General features: G+C 70.4%; 9 protein-coding genes and 1 pseudogene. 5 read left to right on the forward strand and 5 right to left on the reverse strand.

Going from position 1 to position 13,724, the window contains the following annotated elements:
• Nucleotides 1–396 (reverse strand): annotated as a pseudogene (locus VQ02_RS15595) (transposase); the annotation flags it as partial.
• 36 nt (nt 397–432) lie between these two features.
• Between VQ02_RS15595 and VQ02_RS38230 the strand changes: the two are divergent.
• On the forward strand, nt 433–669 hold the full coding sequence (locus VQ02_RS38230; RefSeq protein ID WP_053080392.1) for a hypothetical protein: 237 nt from the start codon (nt 433–435) through the stop codon (nt 667–669).
• Nucleotides 662–913, forward strand: a complete 252-nt coding sequence (locus tag VQ02_RS15605) for an AMP-binding enzyme (RefSeq protein WP_209437028.1) — start codon at nt 662–664, stop codon at nt 911–913. Before VQ02_RS38230 ends, VQ02_RS15605 begins: the two co-directional genes overlap by 8 nt.
• A gap of 946 nt (nt 914–1,859) precedes the next feature.
• Here the strand turns inward: VQ02_RS15605 and VQ02_RS15610 are convergent.
• The 3 genes from VQ02_RS15610 to VQ02_RS15620 form a co-directional block, all read right to left on the reverse strand.
• Complete coding sequence (locus tag VQ02_RS15610) at nt 1,860–2,438, reverse strand: disulfide bond formation protein B (RefSeq protein WP_048445123.1); 579 nt, start codon at nt 2,436–2,438, stop codon at nt 1,860–1,862.
• A 14-nt stretch (nt 2,439–2,452) separates the two neighbouring features.
• Nucleotides 2,453–2,608: a DUF5993 family protein gene (locus tag VQ02_RS37145; protein WP_048445124.1), complete on the reverse strand. Its 156-nt coding sequence runs from the start codon at nt 2,606–2,608 to the stop codon at nt 2,453–2,455.
• A gap of 266 nt (nt 2,609–2,874) precedes the next feature.
• Nucleotides 2,875–3,201: a DMT family transporter gene (locus VQ02_RS15620; RefSeq protein ID WP_048445184.1), complete on the reverse strand. Its 327-nt coding sequence runs from the start codon at nt 3,199–3,201 to the stop codon at nt 2,875–2,877.
• A gap of 255 nt (nt 3,202–3,456) precedes the next feature.
• Here VQ02_RS15620 and VQ02_RS15625 point away from each other — a divergent pair, with 255 nt between their 5' ends.
• Nucleotides 3,457–4,656: a serine hydrolase domain-containing protein gene (locus VQ02_RS15625; RefSeq protein ID WP_425339903.1), complete on the forward strand. Its 1,200-nt coding sequence runs from the start codon at nt 3,457–3,459 to the stop codon at nt 4,654–4,656.
• 73 nt (nt 4,657–4,729) lie between these two features.
• On the opposite strand, the gene VQ02_RS15630 is transcribed toward VQ02_RS15625, so the two are convergent.
• Entirely contained in the window at nt 4,730–6,055 is a 1,326-nt protein-coding gene (locus VQ02_RS15630; protein ID WP_245239745.1) for a lipoprotein N-acyltransferase Lnb domain-containing protein, read from the reverse strand.
• Nucleotides 6,056–6,591: 536 nt separating this feature from the next.
• Here VQ02_RS15630 and VQ02_RS15635 point away from each other — a divergent pair.
• Both VQ02_RS15635 and VQ02_RS15640 read left to right on the forward strand, forming a co-directional pair.
• Nucleotides 6,592–6,828 carry a hypothetical protein gene (locus VQ02_RS15635; RefSeq protein ID WP_048445127.1) on the forward strand — a complete coding sequence of 79 codons (237 nt, stop codon included), beginning with the start codon at nt 6,592–6,594 and terminating at the stop codon, nt 6,826–6,828.
• Between the two features lie 505 nt (nt 6,829–7,333).
• The gene (locus tag VQ02_RS15640; protein WP_157080647.1) at nt 7,334–13,723 is read left to right on the forward strand and encodes an autotransporter outer membrane beta-barrel domain-containing protein; all 6,390 of its coding nucleotides are present in this window, start codon (nt 7,334–7,336) and stop codon (nt 13,721–13,723) included.
• Nucleotide 13,724: the final 1 nt, after the last annotated feature.

Consider the following 13,724-nt stretch of genomic DNA (forward strand, 5'->3'; position numbering starts at 1 on the left):
ACACTCCGAGCACGCGGCACATGAGACGCACCGGCGAGGTGGTCGCATGCTGCTCGATGAAGGCGAACGTCACTTGGGCATCTCCGCGAAGATGCCGATCGCTTTTTTTAGCACGTCGCGCTCCATGCGCGTCCGGTCGAGTTCGCGGCGCAGGCGGGCGATCTCAGCTGCCTGATCGGACGGCGAGGCAACCGGGCTCGTAGGAGCGAGGCCCGGCAAGCCTGCGGGTCGCTTTGGCGGGGAGCCGTCCATCAGCACGGTTCGCCACTGGCGCAGCATGGAGGGCTGGATCCCGAGTTCCGCGGCGACCTGCATCTGCGACCGGCCGCTGCTCTCGAGCAGGGCGACCGCCTCGCGTTTGAACTCGGGGGTGAATTCGCGTCGTGTCTTTGCCATCAAACACCTTCCCCGCCCGTAACGAGCATAGCAGAGGTGTCCGCGAAACCGAGGGAGGATCACACTGGTGCGGCTGCCCGCCTACAGCCCAAGCTCAACCCGGTCGAACGGATCTGGCTGTACCTACGCGAGCGCTTCCTCTCCGCGCGCGTATTCCACGACTATGAGGCAATCCTCGACGCCAGCTGCACCGCCTGGAACGCACTCGCGGCAGAGCCAGAGCGCGTCTGCTCCCTGGCCAACTTCCCGTACATCGCACGCATCAATGCTTAAGCGCGACGGTATGAGACATCCCACCGTCGCCGAGGCCGCGGTCGTCGGCACGCCCGATCCGGAATGGGGCGAGAGGGCGGTTGCCTTCGTCGTGGTGCGGAGCGAATGCGAGATCACCGCTCCCGAGCTCGACGCCTTGTGCCTGTCGCAGATCGCGCGGTTCAAACGTCCGAAGGACTACCGCTTCGTGGCAAATCTCCCGAAAAACAACGCCGACAAGGTCCTCAGGCGCGAACTGTGCTGAGCAACGTCTTGTCCGGGTAAGTGGTCACCGTGACACAAAAGCGTCCGTCCAGCATGTCAAAAATCGTGTAGATCACGTGTCGCGTCGTAGGCGCGTCGGCGCGTAATGATTTTGCTAAATAATAATGATAGGGAATTTATTTCAATAAATATGATACGATTTGAAGATAAAGAGCACAAATTTCATTGATAATGACAATTAAGATTTGTCGGTCGCACAGGCCCTTTGCCTGCGACTGGCTGGTCAGATTTCGGGCCTGCTCTCGGACAGCGCGTCGCATGTTTGTTCGTCAGAGCCATGCGCAAACATAGTTTGAAGGTTGCTCATGGCCCGCTAATCGGTCCCCATGAGATGGTTCGTGTTCAAAATGAATGTGTATGGTCCTGGGATGAGGTGATGCGAGTTGATTCTGAGTTATATTAATTCTTTATTTCAGATATGACACATGATATAGAATTAATTCTCCCAGCGAAAGAACTTAAGATATTCTATGAAGTTGCGAAACATGACGAATATCAAAACGTGCGTCTTCGATCTATTAAGATATTTACAGCGAAAAAATTTAAGATTGCGCTATTGATCGCTGTTTTCGCACGATCGACTTGCCTTTTTATCCGAGGATAATAAAAATTTGCCAGTCGATGCTCACTGAGGGCTTGGATCCGCGAACGAGGTCGGGCGGACGCGTCCGGCGCGGACCAGCGCGACCATCCGACGGCAGAACGTCGCCTGGCACGGTTTGTCGGCATGCCAACAAGACCCCACGCGAAAGCGATCGTGGTGTCCATTGAGCAGGCGCAATCCCAGCAATGAGGCACCTTCGGCTCCGGGTTCCTCCCGGTCAGGCTCCCAGGCCATCATGGCGGCGGTCGTCGGGGCTTCCGGGTTCGGATTTGGGCCGCGACCCGATCCTGGCCCGACGCCGCATCGCGAGCGTGTCCCGTGTTCAGCTCGGATCCGAGCGGGTGCGGAGCCAGTTGTCGAGGGCTTGGTACCCCGATGGATCGTCCGGGCAGAGGCCTCCGCCGCATTCCGCGACCGTCGAGACGGCGTTGGCCAGGATGACACCGAGGAACAGCAGCAGGCAGGCCCGAGGGAAGGCTCCGATGCCCTTGTTGCCTGTGCGTTCCTCGGCTCCGAACGTCCCGTCCAGCAGGAGCAGGACCGCGGCTGCGACGACCAGCGCGATGAACGCGATCAGGGCGAGCGTGTAGAAATGCAGCCCGAACAGCGTCGAGCCGTAGCTGCCCGTGCCCGGAACGATGTGCAGCGCGACCTGTCGGGCGGAAATGAAGGCTCCCGCGACGGCGCTCAGGATCGTGATGGCGTGATGCGACGGCTTGGGGCCGAACCGCAGGCCGAGCGCGAACCCGACCCCCGCCGCCGCGAAGGCGGCGCGCTGCAGGAGGCAGAGCGGGCAGGGCACCTCGCCGAGGCGGAACTGGTACCAGAAGGCCACGAGGAGCACGGCGCAGCAGCCGAGCAGCCCGAGGGCATTGAGAGTTCGAGCTTGCGCGGGCGTCATCGTGCGCGATCCGGTCAGAAGCTGAGCTGGAGCGTGTCGGTGGCGTGGGCGGCAAACAGCGCCAGCGTGCCGATGAGCGAGGCCAGCCACAGGCCGACGGCCAGGCCGCGCCGTCCCGCCAGAATGGTGGCGACGGCTGCCGCGAGGCCGATGAAAGGAAGAACCATCATGAGATCTGATCCAGGCCGCTTCGATCCAAGCAAGGGCCCTGCTCCGTCCTGGCATGGCGGCGACATCTTACTGCATGGTGAATTGCAGGCATTTCCTGCCGGCACGCTTTACGGAGTCCGTCGGAAGGATGCTTTTTGTCCGGCTCGTAGTCGCGATTCATGAGCTTCGACGATGCGGCGGGCCGTCGGGTTCGGCAGTGTCCGAACGGCCGGAATGCGTAGCGCCCGCGGCGTGGGGCTGTCGCCGAATGGTCGGGATCGGTCCCTCAATGCTGGCCCTGTCCGACGGCCAGGATCGTGACGCCCGCGGCGACGACCGCGATGCCGACCAGCAGCGTCGTGTTGAGCGGCTCGCCGTACAGCCAGACGCCGCCGAGCGCGGCGCCCACCATGCCGATGCCGGCCCAGATCGCGTAGACGACCCCGATCGGCAGCATGTCCATGCTCGTCGACATCAGCCACAGGGCGGTGCCGTACCCGAGAACCACGATGATGGTCGGAACGGGACGCGTGAGACCGTCCGCAGCCTTGAGGGCGAGGGTCGCCGTCACCTCGGCGCCGATCGCGAGACCGAGAGTCAGGAAAGGGTTCATGTCCAGCACTTCCTTGGAGAAATGACGGTCGCGCGCCTGAGGAGCCATCGAGTCAGGGTTCTCCGCGAAACAGATGAATCTTTTCCACGCCGCGGACCGGCCCGGACGTCCGGCTCACGACCGCGCCCGCATCCGCAAGGATTCCGCGCTCCGGCGTGCGGGCAGCCCTGACCGCATCAAGGGAATCTTCAGGGTCCGGAGCGACATCACTTCGACATGTCTCTGTCGCCCACGCTTCCCGAGCCGTCCCTCCGCATGAAGCCCGCCCGCCGATGGCTCGCGGGCACGGCGATCGGCGCGGCCCTGGCCGCGGGCTGCGCCTGGGCCGTGACCGCGGTGATCGACGTCCCCGATCCCGTGACCCTCGCGGTCCTCGCGGTCGTGGAGCCCTCGGCGGTCGGCACGTGGTTCCCGAGTCGCGTCGTGCAGGCGCCCGCGCAGGCCAGCGCCCTGCCGTTCAGGCCGCGCCCGATCCTCGATCGCGTCGACTGGAAGGGGCGGGCGGTCCCCCTCGCCACGATGCTGGAGGCGACGCACACCAACGCCTTCCTCGTGGTGCAGGACAACGTCGTGGTCCACGAGTGGCACCGTCGGGGGACCGGACCGGCGACGCTGTTCCCGTCATGGTCGGTGGCGAAATCCGTCGTCTCGTTGCTGGTCGGATCGGCCGTGGCGCGGGGCAAGCTCTCCGAGACCGACCGCGTCTCGGACCTCCTGCCCGAGCTGCGCTCCGCCGCGGTGTTCGGGAAGATCACCGTGCGCAACCTCCTCGACATGACGAGCGGGCTCGCCGTGCCGGAGAACTACGATCCCCGTCACCCCCTGACGGGCACGGCCGGGATGTACCTGACCCGGGACATCACGGCCTTCGTGAGGGACCACGCGCAGCTCGCCTTCAAGCCGGGCAGCGAGGGCCGCTACCGCAGCATCGACACGGAGGTGCTCGGCCTGATCCTGGCGCGGGTCGAGGGCAAGCCCCTGGCGGACCTGCTCTCCGAGCGGATCTGGAAGCCGATGGGCGCCCAGGCCGAGGCGACCTGGAACCTCGACCGGACCGGCGGCGTCGAGAAGGCGTTCTGCTGCATCAACGCGACCGCGCGGGACTTCGCCCGCCTCGGGCTCCTCGTGGCCGACCAGGGGCGCGCGGGCGGCACCCGCATCGTCCCAGCGCGCTGGATCGAGCGGATCGCGACGCCGGCCCGGCGCACGGTCGACGGCTGGCAGTACTCCGCGCAATGGTGGCACGCCCCGGGCGGGGACGACGACGACATCTCGGCGATCGGTGTCTACGGGCAGTACGTCTACGTCAACCGCAGCACGGGCACGGTCATCGTGAAGCTCAGCGATCACGGCGCCGAGCAGGACGAGCGGGAGACCCTCGCGGTGATGCAGGCGATCGCCACCGATCTCGATGCCGGGCGGACCCGGGCGGGCGGCGAGCCCGGACGGCCGTGAGCGAAGCGGCCGCCCTCCGCGGTTGATCCCCTCGACCGGAGCGGCCCCCCGGTCGCCGGGCCGGCCGCCGCCCTCACGCCTCCGTCGGTCCGGTGCGCGGGACCGGCCGGCGTCTCGCGATGCGGTACCATTCGGCCATCGGCCCGCTGCGCAGGTTGCGGACGAGACCGCGCCCGACCTCCCGCCACGCGATGCTCGGCACCGGCGAGACGGGATCGAGGAGCGCGCTGAGGGCGCGGCTGTAGTCCAGGATCAGACCCGGCGTCCACGTCATCGCCGCGGCCCTGTTGCGCAACAGGGCGGCGGCCCAGAATTCGGGCGTCGTCGAGGCCTTGGCGAGGCGCCGCCAGGGGTGCCCCGTGCGTGCGAAGGCGCCCTCCACGGCGGCGTCCAAGGCGCGAGCCACCGTGGTGGAGCAGTTGCGGCCGATGAAGTTGTAGGTGGAGTCGCGGCGGTAGCTCTCCCAGAACGCGCGGAGATTCGGCGCGGAGATGCCCGTGAGCGTGACCGTGACGGTCGCCTCGCACCAATCGGCAGCCTCGGACGCGTAGGAGGGCAGGAAGCGGCCCGGCACGTCGTTCTCGGGGCCGGCCCGCAGGCTGGAGCGCAGATTGGCGGGCGAGCGGTCGATCTCCACCGCCGGATAGTGGCTGATGTAGAGGTCGTCGCCCTGCGCGAGGGCGGCGTGCCCGGTGGAGATCACGCCGCGCGCGTTGACGGCGGCGATGTATCGCCGGATCAGCCGCTGCCGGGCCGGCGTCGTGGCATTGCCGGTCGGGGTCCAGACGTAGACCGTCAGGCTGTCGGATGCCGACGCGGAGGACGCTGCGGCGGGTTCCGCGGCCATGCGCCTCGTGCGCCGGCCGGCCAGCGCGAACCGTGCCCCGCTGAGGATCAGGAACATCCCGAGGCAATATCCCACCGTGCCAGCGTACCAGGTCGGCCAGGGCTGCAGGTGGAAGAGGCCGAACGCGACGCCCAGGGCGCCGAGGGCGACGGAGATCCGCCATCCGGAGAACTTGAGCAGGCACGCGATGACGATCCGGACCGCGCCGTCGACCAGGAAGGCGGTGCCGAAGATCATGGCGAGCAGGAAGGTGCTGTGGCGCGTGGACGCCACGATCAGGACGGCCATCGCCAGCAGCAGGCCGCCCTTGAGGAGGCGCAGCCGGCGGGCGGCGCCCATGGCCGTCATTCCGGCGACGAGCGAGCCCACGCCCTCGGCGAGGAGCAGGACGCCGAACCAGCGATCCGGAACGTGGAGCGCCCCGTCGAGGGAGTCGATCACGACGAGGATGCCCAGCGCCGCCCAGACGAGACCCGCGGCAAGGAAGAGGTTCGCGTGCCGGCGCACCGCCGCGCGCCCCACGAGGAGCATCCACAGGGGCGTGGTCCGCACGTCGTCGCCCTCACGGCCGCGGCGGGTTTCGGCCGCCCCGGAGCATGGATGGCCGGGCGGGGAGGGAAGCAGTTCGGCCATGGCCCAATGTCTTCGAAGCGGCGTGCAGCGGCGCGCACGTTTCACCACTTGCGTGATGACTTTGTTAACGGGCTTCCGGAGGCTCCCGCTCGGGTCGCGCTCCCGGCCGTCCTGCGGGGGAGATCGCGGCATCGGGCGCGGGTGCGCCGATCGCGAGGCGGAGATCAGCCGAGCTTCCACCTCCGTCTCGAGAAGCGGGGACGGATGGGGAACTCGTCCCGTCCCCTAAAGCAGGCTTCGCAGCATCGGCTGCCGGTTCCGCGACGAGAAATTGCGACAGATCAGTAACCTGAACGGACGAGGCGTCGGCCCGCCACCGCAAGACCGCGTGGGATCGCGACAAGTGTCGCGGTTAAATACAGGCCATGTTTCCGCTTCGGTCCGATGGCTGGACCGTGACGCCGCGCGACTCCGGTCGCCGCGGCCGCCGATCGCGATTTGGAGAGATCACAGCGATGCCAGAGTCCGTCGGAGCCGGCCCGCAGCACCCGGGCCGCATCATCGTCGTCACCACCGCGATCGTCGCGGCCGTGGTCGGGCTCGTGACCGGGCAGGTCGCCGCCTTCATGCTGGCCCTCATCGGCTGCGCCGTCGCGCTCTGCGCGGGCTACGCGCTCCTCAGGCGTCTGCTCGGCTGGAAGCCGCTCACCATCGACGACGTGTTCCACCTCGTCGGCATCCTGCATCCGTGACAGGCCGTGCCTCGGGAATCACCGCGCCTGCCGGCGCGGCATCCCGGTCGAGCCCGAGGCGGCGGCGTCGGCGCTGCTGGCGCGTCACGGGCGACGCAGTGCCGGTGCCCGGCCCTCCAAAGACGATCCGTCGAGACCAGCCCTTCGAAGGTCGTCGTCCGGCGGTGCGCCGCGGCGGGAAGGGCGCGGATCGCTCCTCGTGACTGCATATCGACTTGGTCAGCGATCGCAAGTTTGCCGTTCTGATTGGGTTTTTGTTTCGAGTTGGGCGAGGCGGCACGCGCAGGGGCTTGTAAATATATTTTATGCTGTGACACGGACGCTTCAGTGAGTCGTCGTGATATCGAAGGTTTAAATACTTGTTAACCATATTGTCGGAAGCCTGACCGTCGAGTTTCGCGCCCGTGTCCGGTTGCCGGACAGGCCCGTGCCTGCGTTCGTTCGCGTCCGCTCGCGCATGGTCGGCCCACCCGGGTGGCGTCCCGCCCGACGAGGAGTTCTCCCGATGCCGTCCGCTCACGCCCCGCTCGCTGCGCTCCGCCCTGGCAGGACGCGGCCGGGGAGGGCCATCGCGCTCCTGACGGGGGTCAGCAGCATGGCGCTGACGATGGGCGCGATGCCGTCGGGCGCCGCTGCGGCCGAGCGGCCAACCCCGGTGGTGGTGCGCGGCGACAACGGGGAGCGGGCCGATGACTGGCTCATCAACTTCTTCGGGACGCTCGGCCACGACAGCACGCCGGGCAAGGACGGCGGCGGCCTCAGCCTCCCCGACGTCGACACCGGGGCGGCGGCGAAGAATCCTGCCGCCTCCATCGCGGCCGGGTCCATCGGCGGTGCGGGCGGCGACGGGTACGAGCGCGGGGCGAACTGGAGGGCCGGGAGCGTCGGCGGCCGCGGCGGCCCGGTCTTCGTGACGCTGACCGAGGCGCTCGTCGGGGCCGGAAACCAGACGGCACAGCTTCCCCGGTTCTGGGTCTATTCCCGCGGCGGCGCCGGCGGCGACGGGCAGATGACGCCTGGCGGCGGCGGCGATGCCGGCACCGTCACCATGACCCTGTCGTCCTCGATCATCACGCAGGGCACCGCGTTCCAGGGCCTTCGCGTCACCTCCGCCGGCGGCAATGCCGGTCACGGCGGGAGCAGCGACAGTGACGCGGCCCTGCTGCGGCGCGGCGGCCTGGGCGGCGAGGCCCGGCTGCAGCTGACGCGGAGTGCGGGGGTGGAGACCGCCGGCGAGCGGGCGACCGCCGTGCTCGTCGAGTCCCTCGGCGGCGCGGGATCGCGCAAGGGGAACGATGCCTATAGCGGCCACTACGCGACGCCTGGCGGAGCCGCGGGCAAGGCCAGCCTCGACAATGCCGGCCGGATCGCCACCTCCGGCAATTACGCCCTCGGGGTGCTGGTCCAGAGCCTCGGCGGCAATGGCGGCATCCAGGATACCACGGGGGGAGGCTATCCGGGCGCCCGGGGCGGCGACGGCGGCCAGGTCGAGGTCGTCAACGACGGCAGCGTGAGCACGACGGGCGCCTACGCCCTCGGAATCGTGGCGCAATCGGTCGGCGGCCCGGGCGGCAAGGGCGGCGGCAAGGCCTTCGGCACCGGGGGCAGCGGCGGCGCGGCGGCCCCGGGCGGCGACGTCACGCTCACCAACCGGGGCCTCGTGACCACCCGCGGCAAGGGCGCGACGGGGCTCGTCGCCCAGAGCATCGGCGGCGGCAACGCGCTCTCGGCCCTGCCCCTCGCGGCCCTGGACGTCGCGGGCGGCGCGAGCGGCGGCGGCGAGAGCGGGGGGTCGTTCGGGCTCTTCTTCGGCAATGGCGGCACGGGCGGAAGGGGCGCCTCCGGCAAGCTGGCCAGCGTCGTCAACGACGGCGGCGTGGTCCTGACCGAGGGAGCCGACGCCTTCGGCATCCTCGCCCAGAGCGTCGGCGGCAGCGGCGGCGCCGGCGGCGCCACCTCGATCGCGGGCGCCTTCGCGGCGGTCGCCCTCGGCGGCGGCGGCGGCGGCGGGGGCGACGGCGGCAAGGCCTATGTCTCAGGGTTGGCGGGCCGGATCGAGACGTTCGGGGCCGGCGCGACCGCGGTCCTGGCCCAGAGCGTCGGCGGCGGCGGCGGCGTCGGCGGCGAAGCCAGGGGCGTCGCCGGCGGTCTCGGGATCTCCTATGCCCGATCGGTCGGCGGCAGCGGCGGCAGCGGCGGCAACGGCGGCGAGGCGCGCATCGAGAACGGCATGGTCGTGACCACCGCCGGCCTCGCGGCGGCGGGCCTCAGCGCCCTCAGCATCGGCGGCGGCGGCGGTGTCGGCGGCCTCGACGACGCCAAGTCCATCGCGATCCCCCTGGTCCTTCCGAACGGCCAGTCCCTGCCGAGCATCGCGATCACCACCGCGATCGGCGGGACCGGCGGCGAGGGCGGGAACGGGGCCGAGGCGAGCGTGACCAACGACGGCACCGTCACGACCTTCGGCGCCAGGGCCGTCGGCCTGCGGGCGCTCAGCGTCGGCGGCGGCGGCGGCATCGGCGGCGACGCGGCGGGCTACGCCCTCGCCGTCGCGCCGCCCGGCCAGGCGGCGGTCGCCGCGGTCTCGGCGCTCGGCGGCACCGGCGGCAAGGGCGGCGACGGGGCGAAGGCCGAGATCGTCAACCGGGGCACCGTGCGGACCTCGGGCGATTCGGCCTTCGGGATCCAGGCACAGAGCACCGGCGGCGGCGGTGGCGATGGCGGCGGCGCGACGGCGGTCGGCAACGCGCTCAGCCTGCGCCAGAACATCACCCTCACGGCCGCGATCGGGGGCGGCCCGCAGCTCAAGCCGCTGCTGGACGGGAACGGCCGCATCCAGCTCGACGAGAACGGCGCCATTAAGCTCGAGAACCCGATCGACGTCGCGGATCAGGGCGGCGGCAACGGCGGCAGCGTCAAAGTGGTCAATCACGGCCTGGTCGAGACCGGGGGCGCCCTCGCCACCGGCATCCTGGCGCAGAGCGTCGGCGGTGGCGGCGGCACCGGCGGCGACGCCACGACGCTCGGCGGGGCGGGCTTCGCCTTCGACAAGACCGTCGATTCCCTGCTCAAGAAGCTGCCTCTCGCCGACAACGCGGCGCTGAGCCTGACGGTCGGCGGCCGGGGCGGGCGCGGCGGCGTCGGGGGCGACGTCGCGGTGACGAACCACGGCACGATCCGCACCTCCGGCTCCAGCGCGGCCGGCATCGTGGCGCAGAGCGTCGGCGGCGGCGGCGGCACCGGCGGCGAGGTCCAGGGCGCCGCCACGGGCAAGCTCGACCTCAAGCTCACGCTCGGCGGCGCCGGCGGCGTCGGCAACCGCGGCGGCAACGTCACGGTCGAGACCGTGGCGGGCAGCCGGATCGAGACCTCCGGCGACGGCGCGCACGGTATCGTCGCCCGCAGCATCGGCGGTGGCGGCGGCAGCGGCGGCAGCGTGTCGGCCCGCAAGGAGGCGATGCCGGACGCGGTCGGGACGATCTGGGCCCAGATCAAGCAGGCGATCGGCATCAAGGCTTACGAGACGTGGGCGGCCGACAAGAAGAACAAGGACGACAAGGAGGCCCTTGATCAGTTCCTCAAGGACATCAAGGACACCGACACCTACAAGGGCCTCGCCAGCACGATCAAGAATTCCGATTTCGGCAAGGCGCTGCAATCCTACAGCAAGAGCGCGTCGGACTACCTGAAGGAGCAGAAGAACAGCAGCGTGAAGCTGCCCGACCTCTCGGCCACGCTGAGCGTCGGCGGCGACGGCGGCCAGGGCAGCGTCGGCGGCGGCGTCAGCGTCACCAATGCCGGATCGATCGCGACGCAGGGGCTGCTCGCCTACGGCATCGACGCCCAGAGCGTCGGCGGCGGCGGCGGCCAGGGCGGTCTCGCCTTCGCGGTCGCGGCGAACAAGACCAACGTCTCCGGCACGCTCGGCGGCAAGGGCGGCTCGGGCAACGACGGCGGCACGGTCGCGATCGTCAACAGCGGCACCGTCGTGACGGCGGACGACATGTCCTACGGCCTCTCGGCCCAGAGTGTCGGCGGCGGCGGTGGCCGCGGCGTCGCGGCGACGCTGGCCGGCGGGGCTAAGCCGGGCGGCGACGGCAAGGACGAGACGCGCAGCTTCAACCTCACGGTCGGCGGCAACGGAGGCGAGGGCGGCAAGGGCGGCGACGTCACGATCACGAATACCGGCCGGGTCGTGACCGCCGGGGTCGCGGCGCACGCCATCGTCGCCCAGAGCGTCGGCGGCGGCGGCGGCGCCTTCGTGGCCCCGGTGGCGAAGCCGGTCCCGGCGAGCGAGACCAACAAGGCCGCCGCGGAGAAGTCCGACAGCGAGGCCGCGGCCCTGGTGACGGCGCTGATGTCGGCGCTCGGGATCGAGCGGATCGCCGAGCCCGAGCCGTCCGGATCCGTTCCCAAGAACTCCTACGCCGTCACCCTGGGCGGCTCCGGCGGCGGCGGTGGCCAGGGCGGCACCGTGACGGTGACGCAGGGCGGCGCGGTCACCACGACCGGCTTCGGCGCCTTCGGCCTCTTCGCGCAGAGCATCGGCGGCGGCGGCGGGACCGCGGAGGCCGCGGCCGGCCCGGGCGGCTCCAAGTACACGTTCGGCGGCGGGGGTGCGGGCGGCACGGCCAGCGACGGCGGCCGGATCACCGCGACGCTGGGGAGCGGCGCCTCGGTGACGACGTCCGGCGACGCGGCGACGGCCGTGATGCTGCAATCGATCGGCGGCGGCGGCGGCTATGCCGGCGCCCACCAGGCGATGGGCTACGCGATCCCGTTCCTGCTGCGGGAGGGTTCGAGCGGCAGCGGCGGCGCGATCACCGCCACCGTGGAGAGCGGCGCCGCGATCCGGACCAGCGGCGAGCAGGCGCACGGCCTCTACGCGCAGAGCCTCGGCGGCGGCGGCGGGCTCATCGTCCAGCTCTCCGGCCTCACCTCGGCCGCGGCGGAGCCGCCGAAGGGCCGAGCCCTGTCGAAGGGCAAGGGCGGCGACATCACCATCACGAGCGCCGGCACGATCGAGGCGCTGGGCCGGGACGCCTACGCGATCTTCGCCCAGAGCGGCGTCCAGCAGACCGACGGCACCCTGGATCCCGGCCGGGCGGGAGGCGCGATCTCCGTCACGGCCAAGGGGCTGGTCGCCGGCGGCAGCGGCGCCGGGGCGGCGATCCGGATCGACGGCGGCGGCGGCAACACGATCACCATCGACGAGCGGGCGGTGGTCCGGGCGGCCTCGGACCGGGCGATCGTCGGCTCGTTCGCCGACGATCGCGTCGTCAACCGGGGCACCATCCTGGGCGACATCGACCTCAAGGGCGCCGGCGCCTCAGGCGTCGACCGGGTCGAGAACGGTGCGAGCGACTGGCACGGCGCCCTCCTGCGCACGCGGCCGGACGGCATCATCGCTGTCGGGGCGACGGGCCAGGTGCTCAACCATGCCGTCCTCGACATCGGCGGCGTCGGCACGCTCGCCCGCACCACGATCACCGGCGAGTTCCGCCAGCTCGCGGGCGGTCGCCTGCTGGTCGACGTCGCGCCGACCGCGCGGGACGGCGCCCTGCGCAGCGACTTGCTCGTCGTCAGCGGCGCGGCCACGCTCGGCGGCGTGGTCCAGCCGAACGTGATCGGCGGGCTTCTGCCGGGCCAGTACACCTTCCTGACGGCCAAGAGCCTCGGCGACACCAGCGCGACGGCCTCCGGCACGGTGATCCAGCCCGGGTCGATCCCGATCAGCTGGGCGATCGTGCAGGCCGGCACCACGCTCGCCCTGAGCCCGCAGGCCAACTTCACCGCGCCCAGCGATATGGTCCTGACCAGTGACCAGCGGGCGGTCGCCCAGGCGCTCCAGAACGACTGGACGGTCAGCGCGGCCGGCGCCCAGGGGCGGTTCGCCCAGTTCCTCAAGGTCGGCACCACGGCCAGCTACGCCGACGCGCTCGACGAGATCACCCCGGAAGCCAACCAGTACGTGCTGACCGACCGCACCCTCGACACGCGCGCCGGGCTGAAGCGGGCGATGAGCTGCCCGGCCTTCGTCGGCACCGGCACGCTCCTGCGCGAGGGCGAGTGCGTGTGGGGCCGGATCACCGGCACCCGCACCAGCCTGTTCTCGTCGGCCGAGGAGAGCGGCTACCGCCAGACCGCCCTGAGCTACCAGGGCGGCCTCCAGACCGAGTTCAGCCCGGACTGGTTCTTCGGCCTCTCGGGGGCCTATACCCGCGCTGGCCAGAGCGGATCGGACCGCATCACCGGCAACGTCAGCGATGCCGGCGACCTCTCGCTGGCGCTCAAGCATCAGGTCGGCCCCTGGCTCCTCGCGGCCTCGGCCAATCTCGGCTACTCGTGGCAGACCAACGTGCGGGCGATCGGCATCGGCGGCGACACCTGGCTGGCTCGCAGCAAGTCCGAGGTCCTGACCGCCGGCGGCCGGCTGCGGGCGAGCTACCAGTTCCTGTTCGGCGACTGGTACGTCAAACCCTACGCCGACCTCGACGTGCTCTACGCGCACAGCCCGGCCTACTCGGAGACCGGCGCACCGGCCTTCAACCTCGACGTCGGCAGCCTCGCCAAGACCCTGGTGGCGTTCAGCCCGAACGTCGAGATCGGCGGCCGGATCGACCTCGATGCCGGCCGCTGGATCCGCCCCTACGGCACCCTCGGGGTGACGCTGCTGTCGGATGACCACTTCACCGGGATCGCGAGCTTCCGGGGCTCCGGCGGGCTCGGGGCCTTCGCCACGTCCTCCCGGATCCCGGACCAGCTCGGCGAGGCCGGGTTGGGCTTCCAGATCGGGCTCGGCAACGGCATCGAGCTGACCGGCGAGTACCAGGCCCATGTCGGCGACCGCTACCTGTCGCAGACCGGCACCGCCCGGATGCAGGTACGGTTCTGAA

This window comes from Methylobacterium variabile (assembly GCF_001043975.1).
In the GTDB taxonomy this organism is placed as follows: Bacteria; Pseudomonadota; Alphaproteobacteria; order Rhizobiales; family Beijerinckiaceae; genus Methylobacterium; species Methylobacterium variabile.